Below are 21,144 nucleotides of genomic sequence, written 5' to 3' on the forward strand. Positions count from 1 at the left end.
ATTCGGCCCCACAACAGGGATCACCTATGTCGGCGGTACGCATCGGCCCATACACACTACGCAACAACCTGATCCTCGCGCCCATGGCCGGGGTCACGGACCAGCCTTTCCGTACACTTTGCAAGCGCCTGGGCGCGGGCATGGTGGTGTCGGAGATGGTCTCCAGCGACATGAGCCTGTGGAACAGCCGCAAGTCGAGCCTGCGCCGCATCCATGAAGGTGATCCCGAGCCACGCTCGGTGCAGATCGCCGGTGGTGATGCGCAGATGATGGCTGCGGCAGCAAAGGCCAACGTCGAAGCGGGTGCCCAGATCATCGACATCAACATGGGCTGCCCGGCAAAAAAAGTCTGCAACAAAGCTGCAGGCTCTGCTTTATTGAGAGATGAAGCCTTGGTCAGCGAGATCCTCCACGCCGTGGTCGGCGCTGTGGACGTCCCGGTGACCCTGAAGATCCGCACCGGTTGGGACCGGGCAAACAAGAACGGCCTGAACGTGGCGAAGATCGCCGAACAGGCCGGCATCCAGGCGCTGGCGGTGCATGGCCGCACACGCGCCGACCTGTACACCGGCGAAGCCGAATACGACACCATCGCGGCCATCAAGCAAGCGGTGTCTATCCCGGTTTTTGCCAATGGCGATATCACTTCGCCAGAAAAGGCCCGGGCGGTGCTGGATGCCACCGGGGTCGACGGCCTGTTGATCGGCCGGGCTGCCCAGGGGCGGCCATGGATCTTTCGCGAGATCGAGCATTACCTGCGCACTGGCGAATACCTGCCAGCGCCGCAACTGGACGAAGTGGAACGCATCCTGCTGGAGCACCTGGCCGCGTTGCATGCCTTTTATGGCGATGTGATGGGCGTACGTATCGCCCGCAAGCACGTGGGCTGGTACCTGGCAACACGACCCGGCGGCAAGGAGTTTCGCTCCCGGTTCAACGCTTTGGAAGACACACAAGCGCAGTGCGCCAACGTTCGTGCGTTTTTCAGCGAGCGTCGACAGAGCCTTGAGACAGAGGACGGACAAGGGGTGGCCGCATGACGATGATGACCGAGAATTTTGTGAGTGGAACAACGCCCGTGAGCGACAACGCCAACCTGAAACAGCACCTCAATACGCCGAGCGAAGAGGGCCAGACCCTTCGCGACAGCGTCGAGAAGGCGCTGCACAACTACTTCGCCCACCTGGAAGGCGCGACCGTGACGGACGTGTACAACCTGGTGCTCTCCGAAGTGGAGGCGCCACTGCTCGAAAGCGTGATGAACTACGTGAAGGGCAACCAGACCAAGGCCAGCGAGATGCTCGGGCTGAACCGAGGCACCCTGCGCAAGAAGCTCAAGCAGTACGACTTGCTGTAAGCCAGAATCCCAACCAGAAAAGGCGGCTCCCTGAACAGAGGCGCCTTTTTTGCAGACTCCACCGCGTTATTGGAACCCGAAATGACCGACCAGACTACCCGCCTGCCAGTCCGCCGCGCCCTGATCAGCGTCTCCGACAAGACCGGTATCCTCGAATTCGCCCGTGAGCTGCAGCAGCTCGGTGTCGAGATCCTGTCCACCGGCGGCACCTACAAGCTGCTCAAGGACAACGGCGTGAACGCGGTGGAAGTGGCCGACTACACCGGCTTTGCCGAAATGATGGCTGGCCGGGTCAAGACCCTGCACCCGAAAATCCACGGCGGCATCCTCGGCCGTCGCGGCACCGACGACGCCATCATGAACGAGCACGGCATCAAGCCGATCGACCTGGTTGCGGTCAACCTGTACCCGTTCGAAGCCACCATTTCCAAGCCTGGCTGTGACCTGCCGACCGCCATCGAGAACATCGACATCGGCGGCCCGACCATGGTCCGTTCGGCAGCCAAGAACCACAAAGACGTCGCCATCGTGGTCAACGCCAGCGACTACGCCGGCATCGTCGACGGCCTCAAGGCCGGCGGCCTGACCTACGCCCAGCGCTTCGACCTGATGCTCAAGGCGTTCGAGCACACTGCAGCCTACGACGGCATGATCGCCAACTACATGGGCACCATCGACCAGGCCAAGGACACCCTTTCGACTTCCGCACGCAGCGAATTCCCGCGCACCTTCAACAGCCAGTTTGTCAAGGCCCAGGAAATGCGCTACGGCGAGAACCCGCACCAGAGCGCGGCGTTCTACGTAGAAGCCAAAAAAGGCGAAGCCAGCATTTCCACCGCCACCCAGCTGCAGGGCAAGGAACTGTCGTTCAACAACGTGGCCGACACCGACGCCGCGCTGGAGTGCGTGAAGAGCTTCGTCAAGCCCGCCTGTGTCATCGTCAAGCACGCCAACCCGTGCGGCGTGGCCGTTGTGCCTGAAGACGAAGGCGGCATCCGCAAGGCCTACGACCTGGCCTACGCCACCGACACCGAGTCGGCCTTCGGCGGCATCATTGCCTTCAACCGCGAACTGGACGGCGAAACCGCCAAGGCCATCGTCGAGCGCCAGTTCGTCGAAGTGATCATCGCCCCGAAAATTTCCCAGGCTGCCCGCGACGTGGTAGCTGCCAAGCAGAACGTACGCCTGCTGGAGTGCGGCGAGTGGCCAGCTGAGCGCGCTGCCGGTTGGGACTTCAAGCGCGTCAACGGTGGCCTGCTGGTGCAAAGCCGCGATATCGGCATGATCACCGCAGACGACCTGAAGATCGTCACCAAGCGTGCCCCGACCGAGCAAGAAGTCCACGACCTGGTGTTTGCCTGGAAAGTGGCCAAGTTCGTCAAGTCCAACGCCATTGTCTACGCCAAGCAGCGCCAGACCATCGGCGTCGGCGCTGGCCAGATGAGCCGCGTCAACTCCGCCCGCATTGCTGCAATCAAGGCCGAGCATGCTGGCCTGCAAGTGCAAGGCGCAGTCATGGCATCGGATGCGTTCTTCCCGTTCCGTGATGGCATCGACAATGCGGCTAAAGTGGGTATCAGCGCCGTGATCCAGCCGGGTGGCTCGATGCGTGATGCCGAGGTCATTGCCGCTGCCGATGAGGCAGGTATCGCGATGGTATTCACCGGTATGCGCCACTTCCGCCACTGATTTACGGCAATCGGCCGCACTGAAGCAGGCATCTGCTGCGTTGGGGCCGGTTCCGCTGATGCTCATTGCCAGAAGGCAACTCCGCTCATCGGAACCGGCACCGCCTTGCATCTACCTGCTTCATTGCGACCTCGTACAGCGTGAGGCTTCGCTTCGCGCCCGAAAGAATTCGAGGTTTTGACATGAAAGTTTTGATCATCGGCAGCGGCGGCCGTGAGCACGCCCTGGCCTGGAAAGTTGCCCAGGACCCACGCGTCGAGAAAGTCTTCGTTGCCCCTGGCAACGCGGGTACCGCCATTGAAGCCAAGTGCGAGAACGTCGCCATCGACGTGTGCGCTCTGGAACAACTGGCCGACTTCGCCGAGAAGAACGTCGACCTGACCATCGTCGGCCCGGAAGCACCGCTGGTCATCGGTGTGGTCGACCTGTTCCGCAGCCGTGGCCTGGACTGCTTCGGCCCAACCAAGGGTGCGGCCCAGCTGGAAGGCTCCAAGGCCTTCACCAAGGACTTCCTGGCGCGTCACAAGATCCCGACCGCCGACTACCAGAACTTCACCGAAATCGAGCCGGCGCTGGCCTACCTGCAGGAAAAAGGTGCGCCGATCGTGATCAAGGCCGACGGCCTGGCTGCGGGCAAAGGCGTGATCGTCGCCATGACCCTCGAAGAAGCCGAAGCCGCCGTGCGTGACATGCTGGCCGGCAACGCTTTCGGTGAAGCCGGTTCGCGTGTGGTGATCGAAGAGTTCCTCGACGGCGAAGAAGCCAGCTTCATCGTCATGGTCGACGGCCACAACGTGCTGCCCATGGCCACCAGCCAGGACCACAAGCGCGTCGGCGACCAGGACACCGGCCCGAACACGGGCGGCATGGGTGCCTACTCCCCTGCCCCGGTCGTTACCGCCGACGTGCACCAGCGCGTGATGGACCAGGTAATCTGGCCAACCGTGCGCGGCATGGCCGAGGAAGGCAACGTCTACACCGGCTTCCTCTATGCTGGCCTGATGATCGACAAGGCAGGCAACCCCAAGGTCATCGAGTTCAACTGCCGCTTCGGCGACCCAGAGACCCAGCCAGTCATGCTGCGCCTGGAGTCGAGCCTGGTGCTGCTGATCGAAGCCGCCTTCGCCAAGGCGCTGGACAAGGTCGAAGCCCAGTGGGACCCACGTCCGAGCCTGGGCGTTGTGCTGGCGGCTGGCGGTTACCCGGGCGACTACGCCAAGGGCGACGTGATCAGTGGCCTGGACGCAGCAGCCAAGATCGAAGGCAAGGTATTCCATGCCGGTACTTCGCTCAAGGACGGCCAAGTGGCCACCAATGGCGGGCGCGTGCTGTGCGCCACGGCAATGGGCAGCACGGTTGCCGATGCGCAGCAGCAGGCTTACCGCCTGGCCAGGGAAGTAAGCTGGAACGGTAGCTTCTACCGCACTGACATCGGCTACCGGGCCATCGCCCGAGAGCGCGGTGAGCACCAGCAGTAAGCACTACCGGAGCGCCGTGCCGCCCAGGGCTGTCCACCGCCCGGTGCACGGCATCCGGCTCGTCGACAAGGCCCGGCACGGGCCTTGCCTTCGACTTGGCGCGCCGCGCATAGTTAGTACCCGGCACATCGGCTAAGAAGGGATTTCGTAGTGCGTCGGCTTCGGATTGCCTCAGCTCTGATCGTCACCTTGTTGACCTTGCTCTGCATGTTCCCGGCTGCAGCCGAACATGACGGAGGCTGGACCGTTTTGCTCGACGAACAGGCCAACCTGCAACTGAGCGATGTACGCTCGGAGCGCTACCGCAACCAGTTCAGCCCGCTGGTGCTTACCGAGCTGGATGCCGCCCCGCCGGAACAGGCCTTGTGGCTGCACTACCGCCTGGAACCAGGCGACCAGGAGCAACTGCTACGGGTATTCGCCCCCGACCTGTCTGGCCTTGATCTCTACGCCCTCGAAGGCGACCAACTTCTGCGTCAGCTGCACCACGGGCGCCAGGCCGGCAATGCCAGCCCGACCCTGCGTGGCAGCGACCATGTACTGCCCCTGCCCAACAGCAAGCAACCGCTGGATATCTACCTGCGCCTGGTTTCCGAGCACCAGTTGCGCCCAGCCATCAGCCTGGAACCTGCGGCCGTAGCCGCCTCGGACCAGAGCCAGCCACTGCTGTTCGGCATGCTGTTCGGCGGCCTGGTCATGTTGATCCTGCACAACCTGATCCGCTTCCTCTACAGCCGCTCGACCACCACCCTGATCCTTGCGCTATACCACGGCCTGATGCTGCTCAGCGGCCTGATCCTGCTGAACCTCAGCGGCCCCTGGTGGCACGTCTGGCACAACGCACAAACCCCGGCCGCCTACCTGACACTGGTACTGGCCGGCCTGGCGGGGCTGTATTTTACCCAACACTTCTTCAACCCGTGCAACTCACCCCGGCTTAACCGCCTGCTGCAGGGCGAAATGCTGGTGGTGGGGGTCAGCGGGCTGGTGCTGTTGTTTGTCGACACCCTGCCCCTCAACCTGATGACCTACGCCCTGATGGCCTTGGGCAGCGTTAGCATGCTGCTGGTCAGCAGCTACCACTGGTACCGGGGTTACGCGCCTGGGCGCCTGTTCAGCCTGGCCATGGTGGTGTTCAACCTGGGCGGCCTGGTGCTGCTGCCGGCACTGCTGGGCCTGACCCGCACCTCGACGCCCTGGCTGCTGTGCGTGCTGCTGGGGCTGGCCGTTGCCAGCGGCCTGCTGCTCAACCTGGCAGTCAGCGAGCGCCTGCGCCGCATGAGCGAGGAGCGCTTCAGCGCCAGCCGCGCCCTGGCCGCCAGCGATGCCGAAATAAACGCCAAGGCCGAGTTCCTGGCCAAGATCAGCCACGAAATCCGCACCCCCATGAACGGCGTGCTGGGCATGACCGAGCTGCTGCTGGGCACACCGCTGTCCGTCAAACAACGTGACTACGTGCAGACCATCCACAGCGCCGGCAACGAGCTGCTGACGCTGATCAACGAGATTCTCGACATTTCCAAGCTGGAGTCCCGGCAGATCGAACTGGATGACGTGCAGTTCGACCTCAACGCGCTGATCGAGGACTGCCTGAACATCTTCCGCGCCAAGGCCGAACAGCAGAACATCGAGCTGATCAGCTTTACCCAGCCGCAAGTACCGCGGGTGATCAGCGGCGACCCGACACGCCTGCGCCAAGCCTTGTCGAGCCTGCTGGAAAACGCCCTGAAAAACACCGACCAGGGCGAGATCCTGCTGGTCGTGGCACTGGACCAACGGGGTGAGCTACCGCGCCTGCGCATCGCCGTGCAGGACAGCGGCGAGCCGTTGGCCGCCGCAGACCGTGAAGCCTTGTTGCAGGCCGAGTTGCACAGCCACCACTTCCTGTCCAGCAACAAGCTGGGTGGCCACCTTGGGTTGGTCATCGCCAAACAGCTGATCGGCCTGATGCAGGGCGAGTTCGGCATCAAGAGCAGCACCGGCATGGGCAACACCCTGTGGTTGACCCTGCCGCTGGACCCTTCTCGCCTGGAACAGCCACCGACCGACCTCGACAGCCCGCTGCGCGATGCCCGCGTGCTGGTGGTGGACGACAATGACACCTGCCGCAAGGTGCTGGTGCAACAATGCAGCGCGTGGGGCATGAACGTCAGCGCAGTGCCATCAGGCAAGGAAGCCCTGGCCCTTCTGCGCACCAAGGCCCACCTGCGCGACTACTTCGACGCGGTGCTGCTGGACCAGAACATGCCCGGCATGACCGGCATGCAGCTGGCCGCCAAGATCAAGGAAGACCCGAGCCTGAACCACGACATCCTGGTGGTGATGCTCACCGGCATCAGCAATGCGCCGAGCAAGGTCATCGCACGCAATGCCGGGGTGAAGCGGATACTTGCCAAGCCGGTGGCCGGCTACACGCTGAAAACCACCCTGGCCGAAGAACTGGCCCAACGCGGCCGCGATCAGGCAGTGCCGGCCAGCCTGCCCGGTGTCCCGCAGGCACTGGACCTGCCCGGCGACTTCCGCGTGCTGGTTGCCGAAGACAACAGCATTTCCACCAAGGTGATACGCGGCATGCTTGGCAAGCTGAACCTTGAGCCGGACACCGCGTGCAATGGCGAAGAGGCCCTGCAGGCGATGAAAAACCAGCGCTATGACCTGGTGCTGATGGACTGCGAAATGCCGATTCTGGACGGTTTCTCGGCCACCCAGCAGCTGCGCGCCTGGGAAACCGCCAACCAGCGCCAGCGCACCCCGGTGGTGGCACTGACCGCGCACATTCTTACAGAACACAAGGAACGCGCCCGCCTGGCGGGCATGGACGGCCACATGGCCAAGCCGGTCGAGCTGTCGCAGTTGCGCGAGCTGATCCAGTACTGGGCCAATCACCGGGAAGCCAAGGTAGACCCGGCGCATACTTCCTGATCTGTAGTGCCTGTACTGGCCTCATCGCCGGCAAGCCAGCTCCCACCTCGATCGCATCGTTCTCAAGCCATGTGCAGTACCTGTGGGAGCTGGCTTGCCGGCGATGAGGCCAGTGAAGACAACCACAATGCTGCTGATACACTTCCCGTCAACTTCCCTGCAAGGGGCTACCCCATGCTCCATGAGTTGTTCAGCGTCTACCTGAAAATGCTTGTGCTCTACAGCCCGTTCTTCGTGCTGTCGTGCTTCATCAGCCTGACCCGCGGCCACTCCAGCAAGGAGCGCAAGCAACTGGCCTGGAAGGTAGCCTTCGCAGCCCTGCTCGCCAGCGTGCTGCTGTACCTGTTCGGTCGGGTGATCTTCGGCATTTTCGGCATCACCGCCGACGCCTTCCGCATCGGTGCGGGCAGCGTGCTGTTCATCTCGGCATTGGGTATGGCCCAGGGCAAGCCAGCGGTGCAGGCCGACAACGTGCAGCAGGATGTGACCATCGTGCCACTGACCATTCCGCTGACGGTTGGTCCCGGCACCATCGGGGCCCTGCTGGTGATGGGTGTGAGCCAGCCGCACTGGGACGACAAACTGCTGGCCATCGTCAGTATCGCGCTGGCCAGTTTCACTGTCGGCCTGGTGCTTTACCTGTCCCACGGTATCGAGCGGATCCTGGGCGACCAGGGCCTGCAGATCGTCAGCCGTCTGATGGGGCTGTTCGTCTGTGCCCTGGCGGCGCAGATCATTTTTACAGGGATCAAAGGGTACCTGGTGCCTTAGATGGCATAGTCATGAATGCGCGCCAGGGATACCTTGACGACGCTTTCCTGCACTTTTGGCATTACGCTGTTCTCGAAGGCCAGAATATTGAACCGGACCAGCTCCGCACGCACATTCTTGTAACTGCGCTTGCGACTGATGAAACCTGCACTGAAAACAGACTGCTTGTCCGTTTCGTGGTAAATCACCATGTCGACACGGTTATTACCGGCCGGCGCACAGGCCAACACTTGAAAGTGCTGCATCTCGAATGCCTTTTTCTCAAGTTCCTTCAGCACCGACGGCTTGGTCAGCAACGCTTGAATGGACACTTTGACCGACGACGCAAAGCTGTCCCCGGCAGTTTTGGACAGGGTCTGCAGAACGTGATCCGTCTGTTGAGTACGCGTCTTGTCCGGCCAATGGATCTGCTCAGCCGTTACCGCATCCCACCCCATGAATTTGAGCTGGTTACGGTAATAAGCGAACCAGTCTTTAATCAGCCCCTCTTTGAAAGCGGCCTCGGTGGCTCTTTCGGCCATTGCCAAGGCCAGCTTTACCTTGTTTTTCTGCGCGGCGTCGACGCCCGGCAAGAACGAAACAATCCCAGCGCCGATCACGGCAGATGTGGCTTCACTCATGATGCTGCTCCTGTAGGTTGTGCGTAAGGGTCGAACCGGTAAACGGCCTGTGCATCCTTGGTTTTCATCAAGGCCTGCAATTCATCACGCTGGCGTTGGAAGCGTCCTTCATCCAATGCCAGGGAAACGCCGTTGAACTCGGCCTCGCCCTCAAGTACTTGTTCGCCCAGAAATGTCTCCAGCGAAACTAGCGAGAGTGGCTTGTCGATTTGCAGGGAGATGCTGCACAAGTCCAGCGCCGGGCCCGGCTTGAGTACGCCAAGTTCGATGACCAGGGTGGAGCACTGCGCCCGATCATGCGCGCAGAAACTCAGCAAGTGCCGGAAGCCTTCAGCAGACTGGCCAAGGCCCGTCTTTATCGCCGCCAGCACGGCCTCATGGCGAAGCGAACGCATCTTCAGCCACGCTTCAAGTGGCTGTATATGCGCGTTGCGCACAGGTCGCCCCAACGGTTTCAGGTCATGAGTACTGGCCAGCTTGATCCAGCCCAGTTGGCGGTAGGCCTCCCGATACGCGGCATACCAGTTTTCATAATTGTCCACGCGTGAACCGGCGTGCTTGTTGGCTACCAACTGCGCGTACAGGACTGAATCGAAAGCGGCCTGGCGTTGTGCCTCGACTGCGCCTGGCGAATACAGCAATGCTGTTCCGCCAATCAACATCAGTTGCTCATCTGCTCTATCCATCGTGTTACCTCGTCACAAAGAACCGAACAAGGCGGCGTTGCGACTACGCCGCCGAGCAATCAGATGTCGTACTCGAGCACGTTCTCGACACTGCGCACGCCGAGTTTGTTTTCTACGGTTTCGCGGACTTTGTCGTAGACAAAGTTATTGAGGGTGAGCACTGCCGTGCCGGCGTAGTAAGCGGACCTGTCCAGCTTCCACTGGATGCCGAGCACATCGTCGTCCAGTGCTGGGGCAGATGCCTGGATGCAGCTCACCACCATGACCACATCGTTTTTTGAGGTTTCAATGCAGGCGGCCAGGCCGACCAGGCCCCTGGCTTTGTTCTTGCGCTTGTGGTGGAGCACCTTGGCGTCGTTTTCGACTGTGGTCATTTTGTCAAACGCCCGCTTTGCCACTTCACCCAGCTTGGTGCCGCCCAGCATCGCATTGCCGACCACACCTATCGCGCGGATGGCCACGGCGCCTACGGTGACGGACAGTTCCACCGAGGTTTCAAGTTCGAAGGTACGGCGTGGGATGGTAAAGCCAAGGTCTCGCATGACATCGATGAATTTGTCGTACCACTCCCGGCTCTGCTTTTCGGCGTCAAAAGCTTTGTCGGCGACCAACGTGGCGAAGTGGAAGGCATTCTTCACATCATGACGGCTTTGCGCAGACATGCCCGCGCCGAAGGCAAGCAGGTTGCCGTCTACCAGGATGGCGGCATCGGTGGTGGTGATTTGGGTTGCATCGGACATTGGAAACTCCTTGATGGTTGCCCCTTGAGTCAGGGGCAATCACCTTAGCCAGCGCGCTGGCCACAAAGCGCGCTGAAGAGTTTCCGACGCAACTAGTTGGCGGTGGGGTACCAACGCGGCGTGTAGGCCCACACCCCACCCGACAGGCGAGGGAATACACAGGTTGTAGAGGAGCCAACCAGAACCATGGTGCGCATATCGACCATTTCCGGCAGGAGCTCGCCCAAGGTGACTACCTTAAGCGTCTGCCCCGGCCTACCGATGTCGCGCCCAAGGACTACAGGCGTGTTCCCCTCGCGGTGGCGACGCACAACTTCCAGGGCCACCCCGAGCTGGTGCGGCCTGGATTTGGAAATCGGGTTGTAGAAAGCCAGCACCAGGTCAGCCTGGGCCGCCAGGTCCAGGCGCTTTTCAATGATCGACCAGGGCTTGAGGTTGTCCGACAGCGACATCACACAGAAGTCATGCCCCAGCGGTGCCCCCGCCTGCGCAGCGGTAGCGAGCGAGGCCGACACCCCTGGCAGGATCTCGAGGTCGACGCGATGCCAGGCGGGGTCGCTGGATTCGTGCAGCGCTTCGAGCACTGCAGCGGCCATGGCGAACACGCCTGGGTCGCCCGACGAGACCACCACCACCGAACGGCCTTGTGCCGCCAGCTCGAAGGCATGCCGGGCGCGCTGCATCTCTTCACGGTTGTCGGTGCAGTGCATCACCTGGTCGTCACGGAACGGCCCGGCCATGCGCACGTAGGTTTCGTAGCCGAGGATGTCCTCGGCGCGTGCAAGTTCGGCCTTGACCGCCGGCACCATTAGCTCGGCAGCGCCGGGGCCGAGGCCGATCACCGCCAGCCGGCCACGACGGCGGCCGACCTGCGCGACATCCACCGGCGCCGGGGCCACGGCGATGACGGTATCCGCCTGCTCGATCAGCTCGGCGCCGGGCAGCGCCTCGGCCAGCATGCCTCGCAAATCGCCAGGCTTGGCCGCAAAACGCAGCGCCACGCCAAGGGCCTGCGCGGCCTCGTGCAAGGCTGCATCAGCCATGGCGTGCTCGCCAGCCAGCAGGCAAGCCAGCGATTGTTCGGCGATACCCGCCGCCTGCAGCGCGGCGCGGATGCGTTGCAGGTCGGCGGTATCGACGCCCACCACCACCGAACGCGGGTGGATCAGCAGCTCATCACGGCTGCTCGGGCGTGCCTGATGGCCGACATGGATGGTGCGCCGGGCGCTCTCGCTGGCGGGGAGCTGCGCGTGCTCCAGCCAAGGTGCATCGCCTTCGACGCGCACCGCCTCGCCGGCCAGCAAATCAGAGACAAAGCGCTTGCCTTGCTCGATATCCGCCAGTGCATAACCCTGCGGCGGGTTCAGCAGGCAAGTGCCGAAACGCAGCTCGCCACTGGTGGTGATCGCAGCAGCAACGCCCAGAACCTCTGCGATTTCGCGTGCCATCACATTCACGCCAGCCAGGCCACCGAGCAGCGGCACCACCGCACTGCCATCTTCGGCCACGGCCAGAACCGGCGGCTCGCTGCCCTTCTCGCTGAGCAGGCTGGCCAGGCTACGGATGACAATGCCCGCAGCGCACAGGGCGATGATCGGCGTATCCTGCTGATACAACCCGCGCAGGGTGTCGCCGAACGTGCTGTACGATTGGTCTGCACCCTCGACACGCCCCTCCAGGCCATGGATCGTGGCCTGTGGATAACAGTGCTGGATACGCTTCGCCGTCGCCAGGCTGCCCGGGCCAAGAATGATGATCGCCGGCGCCTTGTGGATGTTCAGCCCTGCCATTTTTCCCCCGGCACGATGATCAGCGAGAAGTACGGCGACGACTGTGGATCAACCTGATCCAGCGGCACGATCTTCTGGTTGGCCATGGTGGCCCGCTCCACATACAGCGCGCGCCCGTCCAGGCCCAGTTCGGTCAGTACTTCGCGTACTTTCGGGAAGTTGCGCCCAAGCTTCATGATCACTGCTGCATCGGCGTCGGCCAGGCGGCGCTTGAGCTCCTCGGCGGGCAACACGCCAGACAAGACCGAGAGGCTCTGGTTGCGGTACACCAGCGGCGCACCCAGCACCGAGGCGCCACCGAGCATCGAGCACACGCCAGGGATCACTTCAGCCTCATAGCGCTGCGCCAGGCGGTCGTGCAGGTACATGTAGGACCCGTAGAAGAACGGGTCACCTTCGCAGATCACCGCCACGTCGCGACCGGCATCCAGGTGCTCGGCCACCTGCACGCTGGCTTCGTCGTAGAAGTCGCTGATCACCTGCTCGTAGGACAGCGGCGCCGGCAGGGCTTCGGTGGTGACCGGGTACACCAGCGGCAACAGCGTCTGCTGCGCTTGCAAGTGTGCCTCGATGATGCCGAAGGCATTGCCACGCTTGCCCTTGGCCACGAAGTAGCCGACCACTGGCGCTTCGCGCAGCAGGCGCAGGGCCTTGAGGGTGATCAGTTCAGGGTCGCCCGGGCCCACGCCCAGGCCAAGCAGACGTCCACGCGGCGCCATCACTCCACCTCCGTGGCCAGGGCGTTGACCGCGGCGGCGGCCATCGCGCTGCCGCCCAGGCGGCCTTGCATGATCACGAATGGCACACCACGGCTGTCGGCGGCGAGCATCGCCTTGGACTCGGCAGCACCGACGAAACCGACCGGGAAGCCAAGGATCAGCGCCGGCTTGGGTGCGCCGGCGTCAATCATCTCCAACAGGTAGAACAGGGCGGTGGGCGCATTGCCGATCACCACCACACTGCCTTCCAGGTACGGGCGCCACAGCTCAAGGGCTACGGCAGAACGGGTGTTGCCGGCGTCCTTGGCCAGGCCCGGTACGCTTGGGTCGCGCAGGGTGCAGATGACTTGGTTGTCGGCTGGCAGGCGGGCCCGGGTGATGCCTTCGGCGACCATGTGCGCATCGCACAGGATTGGCGCGCCGTTGAGCAGCGCCTCGCGCCCGGCCCGGCCGGCACCTTCGGAGAACTGCAGGCCATCGATGGCATCGACCATGCCACAGGCGTGGATCACGCGTACGGCGAGCTTTTCGAGGTCTGCGGGGATCCGCTCGAGTCGGGCTTCCTCACGGATGATCCGGAAGGAATTGCGATAGATCTCCTGACCATCGCGGATGTAGTCAATCATCAAGGTGCTCCGTCGGCAGGTCGAGCATGGCGCCTGCTTCATTCAAGGTAAGGTCGGTGGCGCGCAGGGCGCCGAAGCCCGGCTGGCGCGCGTCACGCAGATAGAGGTCATATCGGCCCGGCGAGCGGGCCAGCAGGGTGGCCGGGGCAACATGGGCCACGGCGCAGGAACGGGGGCAGCCAGACAAGTGCACGCTGGCAGGCACGCCAGGGCCCAGCAGCGCGGCAAGGGCAACGGCGTCGGCCTTGGTTTCGCCAAGGGCCTTGGCGCAGCCGCTGGCACCGGTGCAGGCGCTGATACGCGCCAGCGGCTCGTGGTCGTGGCACAGCAGGCCCAGGGCCGAGAGATCAGCCTGGGCCTGGTCGATGAAGTCGGCTTGCAGATTGGTCAGCACCAGGCTTTGCCAGGGGCTGAGATGCAAGCTGCCATCGCCCCGCTCACGGGCAACCTGCGCGGCGCCGCGCAGCATCGCCGGGGTCAGGCGGCCTTGCGGCGGGGCGACGCCAAGGGCAACGCCATCTGCCTGCGGCAGCGTGCCCAGCCAGGAGGCGCGGTGATGTTCACGGCGCCAGGCAAGCACGGCGGCATCGCGGCGGATGCCCAGGCCGAGCCCATCGACGAAATCGCTTGCCGGGCACACCTCGAGCAGCTGGCGCATGCGCGATTGCATCGGGGTTGCCAGGTCGAGAAAGCGCTCCAGCACCGCACGCACCAGCGCCAGGCCCTGCGCCAGCGGCACGGCGCCGAGCACCTGGCCGTCCGCCGGGCAGCCCGCCAGGCCGAACGCCAGCCAGGTCTGCTGCTCCAGACGCAGGGCCGATAGCCACAGGTCATGGGGGTGTCGGAGCATGGCCAGGCGTTCGCCGGCATCCAGCTGCACGGCAAACTTGGCCGACAACTGGTGAAAGCGCGGGGTGCCTTCCAACAAGTCGAGGATCTGACCTGCCAAGGGCCGTGCGTCCAGCAGCATCGCCGGGTCATGCCCGGCCAGCGGGCTGAGCATCAGGTTGCGCACATCGTCACCGGCCGCGTCGCGCGGACCCAGGCCAGCGGCGAGCAGGGTCTCGACCAGGGCCCGATGCTCGTTGCCAATGCCGCGAATCTGCAAATTGCCACGGTTGGTGGCCTCGATCACGCCGCCGGCGAAGCGCTCGGCCGCCGTCGCCACCGCTTCGGCCTGGTCGGCCAGCAGCAGGCCGCCCGGCAGCTTGATGCGGCAGATGCCGCCATCACGGGCACTGACAATGCGCCACAACCCCGGGCAGGCCGAGGGGCGGGGCGAAACGTTGGGGGCATGGGCCTGCGTCAAAGGGGCGTCCGGCAATCTGTGAAAATGCGCTTGAGTGTAGAAGGCGCGGTATTATGCCTGCTTTGTCCGGCGGCATGAAAAGCCGGTGGTCGAGCATCCTCAGCGATTGAGGAGAAATCCAGGGCTGTGTCGCCCTCTTCGCGTGCACGCCCGCTCCCACAGGATCATCGCTACCCTCAATGGCTGCGCTGTACCTGTGGTAGCGGGCGTGCCCGCGAAGGGGCGCGAAGCGGCCCCAAAAAATGGCGGAATGAAATACATGGCACCCTGGCTGACAGTAGTAGGCATCGGCGAAGACGGCTTCAGTGGCCTGGGCAAGCAGGCCCGGCGCGCGCTGTTGGGCGCTGCGCGGGTCTTCGGCAGCCCGCGCCAGCTGGCCTTGCTGCCGCGCTGCGTGCCCGGCGAGCGGCTGGGCTGGCCAAGCCCGTTTTCCTTAGGCCCAGTGTTGGCCCTGCGCGGCGAGCCGGTGTGCGTGCTGGCCAGCGGCGACCCGATGTTCTTCGGCGTCGGCGCCAGCCTGGCGCGGCAGGTGCCCGCCGATGAAATGCGCGTGCTGTCGATGCCCTCCTCCTGCGCCCTGGCCGCCGCCCGCCTGGGCTGGCCGTTGCAGGAGGTGCAGGTTGTGTCGCTGGTGGCGCGGCCACTGGCGGCGTTGAATGCCCACCTGCACAGCGGCATGCGCCTGCTGGTGCTGAGCAACGATGGCGACAGCCCGGCGGCAATTGCTGCACTGCTGCGCGAACGTGGCTTCGGGCCAAGCCGCCTGCGGGTTTTCGAGCACCTGGGTGGCCAGGAAGAACGCGAGTTGCCCGGCACCGCCCAGGACTGGCCGCACGCCGATATCGCCACGCTCAACCTGGTGGCCATCGAGTGCCTGGCCGCGCCCGATGCGCCACGCCTGCACCGGCTGGCCGGGCTGCCCGACAGCGCCTTCCGGCACGACGGCCAACTGACCAAACGTGACGTGCGCGCCATCACCCTGGCGCGCCTGGCGCCCCAGCCCGGCGAACTGCTGTGGGACGTGGGCGCGGGCTGCGGCTCGATCGGCATCGAATGGATGCGCGCCCACCCGGCCTGCCGCGCCCTGGCCATCGAGGCCGACGAAGGCCGCCAAGGCTTCATCGAACACAACCGTGACGCGCTGGGTGTACCCGGCCTGCAACTGGTCTGCGGCAAGGCGCCTGCGGCACTGCAAGGCCTGGAGCAGCCCGATGCAATCTTCATCGGCGGGGGCGTCACCCGCGAAGGCGTGCTGGACCTGTGCTGGTCCAACCTGCGCCCAGGCGGGCGGCTGGTGGCCAATGCAGTGACCTTGCAAAGCGAACTGGCCCTGGCGCATTTCCGCGAGCAGCACGGTGGCGAGCTGACCCGCATCCATGTCGCCCATGCCCAGCCCCTGGGCGCGTTCGACACCTGGCGCCAGGCGCTGCCGATCACCCTGCTGGAAGTGGTGAAGCCCGTCGATGCGTGAAGAAACCCGCGAACAGCCCGCGCCCCTGCGCAGCGGCCTGACCACCGGCAGCTGCGCCACCGCCACAAGCCTGGCAGCCGCTCGCTTGCTGCTGAACGGCGAAAGCAGCGACGCCGTCAGCATTACCCTGCCCAAGGGCAAGGTGGTGCAGATGCGCCTGGAATTCTGCCGCCTGATTGACGAGCGTGCCGAAGCGGGCACCCTCAAGGATGCTGGCGACGACCCGGACGTGACCCACGGCGCCCTGCTCTACAGCCAGGTACGCCTGCTGGGCGAACCGGGTATCCGCTTTGTCGCCGGGGCCGGCGTTGGCACTGTGACCCGGCCGGGGCTGGTGCTGGCGGTGGGTGAGCCGGCCATCAACCCGGTGCCACGGCGCATGATCACTGAACACCTGCAACGCCTGGCCGACGAGTGCGGCTACCTCGGTGGCTTCGAGGTCACGGTCAATGTGCAGGGCGGCGACCAACTCGCCCTCAAGACCATGAACCCGCGCCTGGGCATCCTCGGCGGGCTGTCGATCCTCGGCACCAGCGGCATCGTGCGGCCGTTCTCCTGTGCGGCCTACATTGCTTCGATCCATCAGGGCATCGACGTGGCCCACACCAACGGCTACACGCACATCGCCGCCTGCACCGGCAACGCCAGTGAAGACACCATGCGCCGGGTCTACGGCCTGCCGGAAATCGCCCTGATCGAAATGGGCGATTTCGTCGGCGCAGTGCTCAAGCACCTGCGCAAGGTGCCGGTGCCACGCCTGACCCTGTGTGGTGGCTTCGGCAAGATCAGCAAACTGGCCGCCGGGCACATGGACCTGCACAGCCGCCATTCCAGCATCGACCTGCCGCAACTGGCCGGCTGGGCGGCAGACATTGGCGCTGACGAAACGCTGCAAGCGGCCATCATCGGCGCCAACACCAGCCAGCAAGCGCTCGCCCTCGCGCATACAGCCGGTATCGCCTTGGGGGATGCAGTGTGTGCTCACGCCCTGGCCTTCGCCCGCAGCGTCGTGCCGGCGCAAGTGCAAGTGGAAGTGTTCGCCATCGACCGCCAGGGCGGCATCGTTGGCCAGGCAGGTGTGCAATGACCACGCGCATCCTGCTGCTGGGCGGTGTTACTGAAGCCCTCGCCATCGCCCGCCGCCTCGGCCCACAGCATGTTTATAGCCTGGCCGGTATCGGCCGCGTGCCGCAGGACCTGCAATGCCAGGTGCGGGTCGGGGGCTTTGGCGGTGCCGATGGCCTGGCCAGCTACCTGCGCGAGGCGGGCATCACCCTGCTGATTGATGCCACCCATCCCTATGCCGCGCAGATCAGCCGCAATGCCGCCAGCGCCGCACGCAACGCTGGCATCCCGTGCTGGGCCTTGCGCCGCCCGGCCTGGCAGGCGCAAGCGGGGGATGACTGGCGCGAAGTCGAGGACTGGGCGGGGCTGATCGACGCGCTCAAACCGTTCCGCAGGCCGCTGTTTACGCTGGGGCGTGAGCCACTGCAGCACCTGGACGAGATTCCACCGGAGCAGTTCTGGACGCTGCGTGCGCTGGAAGCGTGCCCTGGCAACGAGCGCTGCGAAGTGATTGGCGCGCGCGGGCCATTCCACATTTTGGATGAACGGGCGTTGTTCCAGCGCCGCACTATCGATGTGCTGATCAGCAAGAACAGCGGCAGTGTGGCGACCGAGCCGAAGCTCGAGGTGGCGCGGGAGCTTGGGGTGCCGGTGCTGATCCTCAAGCGCCCGGCGTTGCCGGATGTTGACCGCGCATTCGAATCGCAGGCTGACATGGCAGCAGCACTCGACTTGCATCAACACATCTCGCAAGCACGCTAGGGGCCCCTGTGGGAGTGGGCAAGCCCGCGAACACCGGCCAAGCCGGAGCCATAAACCGAGTCGTCTTCTTCGCGGGCACGCCCGCTCCCACAGAAGACCGTGCCAGGCTTAAAACCTGTATCGGACCATTACCCTACAGCCCTTTCGGATTTTTCTTTCAGGCCCACACGTGGCCCCAGGTCGTACTGCTGCCGTAAACTCAACTCCCCCTCCCCCGGAAGGTTTCACCCATATGGAAATGCAATGGTGGATCTGGCTGGTCTTTGGCATCGCGCTGATCCTGCTCGAACTGGTCCTGCCGACGTTCTTCATCCTCTGGTTCGGCATCGGTGCCGTGCTGGTCTCGCTCATCTCGCTCGCCGCCCCCAGCCTGCAACTGGACATGCAGGTGCTGCTGTGGGTACTGCTGTCGTCTGTCACCACCGCGCTGTGGTTCAAGGTATTCCGGCGCAAGCAGCCAGACGTGCGCTGGACTGCCGACAGCGTGATCGGCGAGGTGGGCTTGCTGACCGCTGGCGTTTCAGAGTTTCAGAAAGGCCGCGTGCGTTTCCAGAAGCCGATTCTTGGCAGCGAAGAATGGATCTGCATTGCCGACAGCGAGATCCCGGTTGGCGAGCGGGTGCGCCTTACCGCCATTGAGGGCAACACTGCCCGTGTCATCCGGGCCTGAATCCGCACTAAAAGGAATTTCGCATCATGACCAGCCTCATCGTTGTCGCCGCCATCGCCCTGTTCGTCCTGATCACCGTGTTCAAGGGGGTACGTATCGTGCCCCAGGGCGAGGAATGGATCGTCGAGCGCCTGGGCCGCTACCACAGCACGCTCAAGCCCGGCCTGAACATCCTCATCCCGTACATGGATGTGGTCGCCTATCGCCTGCCGACCAAGGACATCATCCTCGATGTGCAGCAGCAGGAAATCATCACCCGGGACAACGCCGTGATCGTCGCCAATGCCCTGTGCTTCGCCAAGGTGGTCGACCCGCAGAAAGCCTCCTATGGCGTGCAGAACTTCTCGTTCGCCGTCACCAGCCTGACCATGACTTCGCTGCGCGCCATCGTCGGTGCCATGGACCTGGACGAAGCGCTGTCCAGCCGCGAGCAGATCAAGGCACGCCTGCGCGAGGCGATGTCGGAGCAGACCGAAGACTGGGGCGTGACCGTGCGCTCGGTGGAAATCCAGGACATCAAGCCTTCGGAAAACATGCAACTGGCCATGGAGCGCCAGGCGGCGGCCGAGCGTGAGCGCAAGGCCGATGTAACCCGCGCCGAAGGTGCCAAGCAGGCCGCGATCCTGGAAGCGGAAGCACGCCTGCAGGCGGCCAGGCTGGATGCCGAAGCACAGATCAGCCTGGCCGAGGCCTCGGCGCGGGCGATTTCGCTGGTCAAGGAAGCGGTGGGCAACGAGACCGTGCCGGCGATGTATTTGCTGGGTGAGCGTTATGTCGGGGCCATGGAGAACCTGGCGAGCAGCAACAACGCCAAGGTGGTGGTGCTGCCGGCGGATCTGCAAGAGACCGTACGCGGGCTGATGGGCCGAAACAAGGCTTGAGATTGATTTCACCCTCTTCGCCGGCACGCCCGCTCCCACAGGTACCCCCGCAGCTTTCAAGGTTGTTGGTAATCCTGTGGGAGCGGGCGTGCCCGCGAAGCCGGCGACACCGATTCAACTGCCTGCCTGCGTCACTTCACCGCACCCCGCCATTTTTACCTATACTCCGCCTTACAATAGCCACCACGATTCCTGACCGGATCTCTCCATGCCCCCACGTCGGCACATCGCCTGGATAGCCTGCCTTGCAGTGCTGTTCAACCTGCTGGCCATGCCGCTGGCCTCTGCCGTGCCCAAGGGCCCGGCCGAGCAGCTGCTGTGGGGGGCTTTCTGTTCCAGCATGGCCAACAAGGCCAAGGTCGACGTCCAGGCCCTGGCCAAGATCGACCTCGGCCCGCAAAGCGACGACAGCGCCAGCATGATGAATTGCTGGTGCTGCTCGGGCGCTGCACCACTGCTGGCCCTGCCCGGCTACCCGCCGCAGCTGCACAACCCGCCAACACTGTTTGCCGGCCTGCTGCCGCCCCCCGCCGACTACCAACCCACGCCGCGCCAGCTCTGGCCTGCGTTAAACCCCCGTGCCTCTCCGCTGGCCTGAGTTCATCTCGCTGTCTGCCTGAACCTGAACAGAACGGAGATTCACCATGCTCAAGCACGCCCTCGTCATGGCCGCCCTGCTGCTGCCCGGCGCCTTTGCCAATGCCCACGAATACAGCGTGGGCGACCTGCACATCGCCCACCCCTGGTCGCTGCAGCTGCCGCCCAACGCCCCCAATGTCGCCGCGTATTTCGTGGTGCACAACAATGGCCAGGCCGATGACCGCCTGTTGAGTGTCGACAGCCCCATCAGCGATGACGCGCAACTGCACGAGCACGCCATGAGCGCCAGCGGTGCCATGAAGATGCAGCAAGTACCCAGCGTTGTAGTGCCTGCCGGCAAGGACCTGACCTTCGCCCCCAGCGCCTACCATGTGATGCTGATGCAGCCCAAGGACCGCAGCCTGCTCAGCGACGGCAAGCGCTTCCCGTTGACCCTGCACTTCGAGAAGGCCGGCGACGTCACCGTCGAAGTGGCCGTGCAGAAGCAGGCGCCAACGGACCAGCCGCAAGCCCACGAACACGCGCACTGACACCTGCTGACAGGCACTCGCCATGAGCCTGCCGCGCAACAGCATCAGCCGTACCACCCGCCCTGACCGCAGGCGCGCCGGTGGCGGATGGCTGAGCCTGTTCGCCATGTGGATGATCTTCATCGGCCCGCTGATTTCCCAGTCGATGCCAATGGACCACCACGCCGGTATGAGCATGCCGATGGACATGCCGATGGCGGCTGCCCATCAGCATGGCGGAGACGCCCATCACGGCCACGGCGGCGATGGCCAGCTGCATGTGATGTGGGAAAAGTGCGGTTATTGCAGCCTGTTGTTCAACTGCCCGGCCCTGCCCCAGGCCCTCAGCCCGCTCAGCGCCGGCAGCGTCGTCCCCACCACCCACCTGCTTGCGCCAACGCACCAGGGCCATGCCCGGCAGGCTGTATTCCCCGGTGCGCGCAGCCGCGCCCCACCCTCCTCGATCAGCGTCTGAACCC

Annotated in this window: 21 protein-coding genes; 14 read left to right on the top strand and 7 right to left on the bottom strand. The window is 64.2% G+C overall.

Annotated features, from left to right (window positions below; translation table 11 throughout):
* Positions 1-26 precede the first annotated feature (26 nt).
* From dusB to PP4_RS24660, 6 genes are all read left to right on the top strand, one after another.
* Positions 27-1,040 (top strand): tRNA dihydrouridine synthase DusB, encoded by a 1,014-nt coding sequence (gene dusB, locus PP4_RS24635; RefSeq protein WP_016501818.1) that lies wholly within the window; start codon positions 27-29, stop codon positions 1,038-1,040.
* Entirely contained in the window at positions 1,037-1,357 is a 321-nt protein-coding gene (fis, locus tag PP4_RS24640; protein WP_003249693.1) for a DNA-binding transcriptional regulator Fis, read from the top strand. The genes dusB and fis overlap by 4 nt, the downstream gene beginning before the upstream one ends.
* An 81-nt stretch (positions 1,358-1,438) precedes the next feature.
* Positions 1,439-3,046 carry a bifunctional phosphoribosylaminoimidazolecarboxamide formyltransferase/IMP cyclohydrolase gene (gene purH / locus PP4_RS24645; protein WP_016501819.1) on the top strand — a complete coding sequence of 536 codons (1,608 nt, stop codon included), beginning with the start codon at positions 1,439-1,441 and terminating at the stop codon, positions 3,044-3,046.
* Between the two features lie 182 nt (positions 3,047-3,228).
* Positions 3,229-4,524, top strand: a complete 1,296-nt coding sequence (purD, locus tag PP4_RS24650; RefSeq protein WP_016501820.1) for a phosphoribosylamine--glycine ligase — start codon at positions 3,229-3,231, stop codon at positions 4,522-4,524.
* Between the two features lie 150 nt (positions 4,525-4,674).
* On the top strand, positions 4,675-7,446 hold the full coding sequence (locus PP4_RS24655; RefSeq protein ID WP_016501821.1) for a hybrid sensor histidine kinase/response regulator: 2,772 nt from the start codon (positions 4,675-4,677) through the stop codon (positions 7,444-7,446).
* Between the two features lie 174 nt (positions 7,447-7,620).
* Positions 7,621-8,217: a MarC family protein gene (locus PP4_RS24660; protein WP_016501822.1), complete on the top strand. Its 597-nt coding sequence runs from the start codon at positions 7,621-7,623 to the stop codon at positions 8,215-8,217.
* Here PP4_RS24660 and PP4_RS24665 read toward each other — a convergent pair.
* The 7 genes from PP4_RS24665 to cobG form a co-directional block, all read right to left on the bottom strand.
* Positions 8,214-8,837 (bottom strand): hypothetical protein, encoded by a 624-nt coding sequence (locus PP4_RS24665; RefSeq protein ID WP_016501823.1) that lies wholly within the window; start codon positions 8,835-8,837, stop codon positions 8,214-8,216. The genes PP4_RS24660 and PP4_RS24665 overlap by 4 nt on opposite strands.
* Positions 8,834-9,523 carry a hypothetical protein gene (locus PP4_RS24670; protein WP_016501824.1) on the bottom strand — a complete coding sequence of 230 codons (690 nt, stop codon included), beginning with the start codon at positions 9,521-9,523 and terminating at the stop codon, positions 8,834-8,836. The genes PP4_RS24665 and PP4_RS24670 overlap by 4 nt, the downstream gene beginning before the upstream one ends.
* Positions 9,524-9,582: 59 nt before the next feature.
* Positions 9,583-10,263: a hypothetical protein gene (locus PP4_RS24675; RefSeq protein ID WP_016501825.1), complete on the bottom strand. Its 681-nt coding sequence runs from the start codon at positions 10,261-10,263 to the stop codon at positions 9,583-9,585.
* Positions 10,264-10,355: 92 nt separating this feature from the next.
* On the bottom strand, positions 10,356-12,053 hold the full coding sequence (gene cobJ, locus PP4_RS24680; protein WP_016501826.1) for a precorrin-3B C(17)-methyltransferase: 1,698 nt from the start codon (positions 12,051-12,053) through the stop codon (positions 10,356-10,358).
* Positions 12,041-12,772 carry a precorrin-2 C(20)-methyltransferase gene (locus PP4_RS24685; RefSeq protein WP_016501827.1) on the bottom strand — a complete coding sequence of 244 codons (732 nt, stop codon included), beginning with the start codon at positions 12,770-12,772 and terminating at the stop codon, positions 12,041-12,043. Before PP4_RS24685 ends, cobJ begins: the two co-directional genes overlap by 13 nt.
* Complete coding sequence (locus PP4_RS24690; RefSeq protein ID WP_016501828.1) at positions 12,772-13,398, bottom strand: precorrin-8X methylmutase; 627 nt, start codon at positions 13,396-13,398, stop codon at positions 12,772-12,774. Before PP4_RS24690 ends, PP4_RS24685 begins: the two co-directional genes overlap by 1 nt.
* Positions 13,391-14,722: a precorrin-3B synthase gene (gene cobG / locus PP4_RS24695; protein WP_016501829.1), complete on the bottom strand. Its 1,332-nt coding sequence runs from the start codon at positions 14,720-14,722 to the stop codon at positions 13,391-13,393. Before cobG ends, PP4_RS24690 begins: the two co-directional genes overlap by 8 nt.
* Positions 14,723-14,966: 244 nt before the next feature.
* Between cobG and PP4_RS24700 the strand changes: the two genes are divergently transcribed.
* From PP4_RS24700 to PP4_RS24735, 8 genes are all read left to right on the top strand, one after another.
* On the top strand, positions 14,967-16,178 hold the full coding sequence (locus PP4_RS24700; RefSeq protein WP_041167904.1) for a bifunctional cobalt-precorrin-7 (C(5))-methyltransferase/cobalt-precorrin-6B (C(15))-methyltransferase: 1,212 nt from the start codon (positions 14,967-14,969) through the stop codon (positions 16,176-16,178).
* Positions 16,171-17,265, top strand: coding sequence for a cobalt-precorrin-5B (C(1))-methyltransferase (locus tag PP4_RS24705; RefSeq protein WP_016501831.1), 1,095 nt, complete (start codon positions 16,171-16,173; stop codon positions 17,263-17,265). Before PP4_RS24700 ends, PP4_RS24705 begins: the two co-directional genes overlap by 8 nt.
* Positions 17,262-18,005, top strand: a complete 744-nt coding sequence (locus PP4_RS24710; protein WP_016501832.1) for a cobalt-precorrin-6A reductase — start codon at positions 17,262-17,264, stop codon at positions 18,003-18,005. The genes PP4_RS24705 and PP4_RS24710 overlap by 4 nt, the downstream gene beginning before the upstream one ends.
* Positions 18,006-18,237: 232 nt before the next feature.
* Positions 18,238-18,675 (top strand): NfeD family protein, encoded by a 438-nt coding sequence (locus tag PP4_RS24715; protein WP_016501833.1) that lies wholly within the window; start codon positions 18,238-18,240, stop codon positions 18,673-18,675.
* A 26-nt stretch (positions 18,676-18,701) separates the two neighbouring features.
* Positions 18,702-19,556 (top strand): SPFH domain-containing protein, encoded by an 855-nt coding sequence (locus tag PP4_RS24720; protein ID WP_016501834.1) that lies wholly within the window; start codon positions 18,702-18,704, stop codon positions 19,554-19,556.
* A gap of 208 nt (positions 19,557-19,764) precedes the next feature.
* Positions 19,765-20,154, top strand: a complete 390-nt coding sequence (locus PP4_RS24725; RefSeq protein ID WP_041167905.1) for a DUF2946 domain-containing protein — start codon at positions 19,765-19,767, stop codon at positions 20,152-20,154.
* Between the two features lie 46 nt (positions 20,155-20,200).
* On the top strand, positions 20,201-20,686 hold the full coding sequence (locus tag PP4_RS24730; protein ID WP_016501836.1) for a copper chaperone PCu(A)C: 486 nt from the start codon (positions 20,201-20,203) through the stop codon (positions 20,684-20,686).
* Between the two features lie 22 nt (positions 20,687-20,708).
* On the top strand, positions 20,709-21,140 hold the full coding sequence (locus PP4_RS24735) for a DUF2946 domain-containing protein (protein ID WP_016501837.1): 432 nt from the start codon (positions 20,709-20,711) through the stop codon (positions 21,138-21,140).
* Positions 21,141-21,144: the final 4 nt, after the last annotated feature.

The organism is Pseudomonas putida NBRC 14164, assembly GCF_000412675.1.
GTDB lineage: Bacteria > Pseudomonadota > Gammaproteobacteria > Pseudomonadales > Pseudomonadaceae > Aquipseudomonas > Aquipseudomonas putida.

What these genes read in the sequence shown, in the direction of transcription:
- cobJ (WP_016501826.1), bottom strand. Translation starts at nt 12,053, where the DNA reads ATGGCAGGGCTGAACATCCACAAGGCGCCGGCGATCATCATTCTTGGC.
- fis (WP_003249693.1), top strand. Translation starts at nt 1,037, where the DNA reads ATGACGATGATGACCGAGAATTTTGTGAGTGGAACAACGCCCGTGAGC.
- PP4_RS24675 (WP_016501825.1), bottom strand. Translation starts at nt 10,263, where the DNA reads ATGTCCGATGCAACCCAAATCACCACCACCGATGCCGCCATCCTGGTA.
- dusB (WP_016501818.1), top strand. Translation starts at nt 27, where the DNA reads ATGTCGGCGGTACGCATCGGCCCATACACACTACGCAACAACCTGATC.
- PP4_RS24730 (WP_016501836.1), top strand. Translation starts at nt 20,201, where the DNA reads ATGCTCAAGCACGCCCTCGTCATGGCCGCCCTGCTGCTGCCCGGCGCC.
- PP4_RS24690 (WP_016501828.1), bottom strand. Translation starts at nt 13,398, where the DNA reads ATGATTGACTACATCCGCGATGGTCAGGAGATCTATCGCAATTCCTTC.
- PP4_RS24685 (WP_016501827.1), bottom strand. Translation starts at nt 12,772, where the DNA reads ATGGCGCCGCGTGGACGTCTGCTTGGCCTGGGCGTGGGCCCGGGCGAC.
- PP4_RS24670 (WP_016501824.1), bottom strand. Translation starts at nt 9,523, where the DNA reads ATGGATAGAGCAGATGAGCAACTGATGTTGATTGGCGGAACAGCATTG.
- PP4_RS24720 (WP_016501834.1), top strand. Translation starts at nt 18,702, where the DNA reads ATGACCAGCCTCATCGTTGTCGCCGCCATCGCCCTGTTCGTCCTGATC.
- PP4_RS24715 (WP_016501833.1), top strand. Translation starts at nt 18,238, where the DNA reads ATGGAAATGCAATGGTGGATCTGGCTGGTCTTTGGCATCGCGCTGATC.
- PP4_RS24660 (WP_016501822.1), top strand. Translation starts at nt 7,621, where the DNA reads ATGCTCCATGAGTTGTTCAGCGTCTACCTGAAAATGCTTGTGCTCTAC.
- PP4_RS24700 (WP_041167904.1), top strand. Translation starts at nt 14,967, where the DNA reads ATGGCACCCTGGCTGACAGTAGTAGGCATCGGCGAAGACGGCTTCAGT.
- PP4_RS24705 (WP_016501831.1), top strand. Translation starts at nt 16,171, where the DNA reads ATGCGTGAAGAAACCCGCGAACAGCCCGCGCCCCTGCGCAGCGGCCTG.
- PP4_RS24710 (WP_016501832.1), top strand. Translation starts at nt 17,262, where the DNA reads ATGACCACGCGCATCCTGCTGCTGGGCGGTGTTACTGAAGCCCTCGCC.
- PP4_RS24665 (WP_016501823.1), bottom strand. Translation starts at nt 8,837, where the DNA reads ATGAGTGAAGCCACATCTGCCGTGATCGGCGCTGGGATTGTTTCGTTC.
- PP4_RS24725 (WP_041167905.1), top strand. Translation starts at nt 19,765, where the DNA reads ATGCCCCCACGTCGGCACATCGCCTGGATAGCCTGCCTTGCAGTGCTG.
- purH (WP_016501819.1), top strand. Translation starts at nt 1,439, where the DNA reads ATGACCGACCAGACTACCCGCCTGCCAGTCCGCCGCGCCCTGATCAGC.
- purD (WP_016501820.1), top strand. Translation starts at nt 3,229, where the DNA reads ATGAAAGTTTTGATCATCGGCAGCGGCGGCCGTGAGCACGCCCTGGCC.
- PP4_RS24735 (WP_016501837.1), top strand. Translation starts at nt 20,709, where the DNA reads ATGAGCCTGCCGCGCAACAGCATCAGCCGTACCACCCGCCCTGACCGC.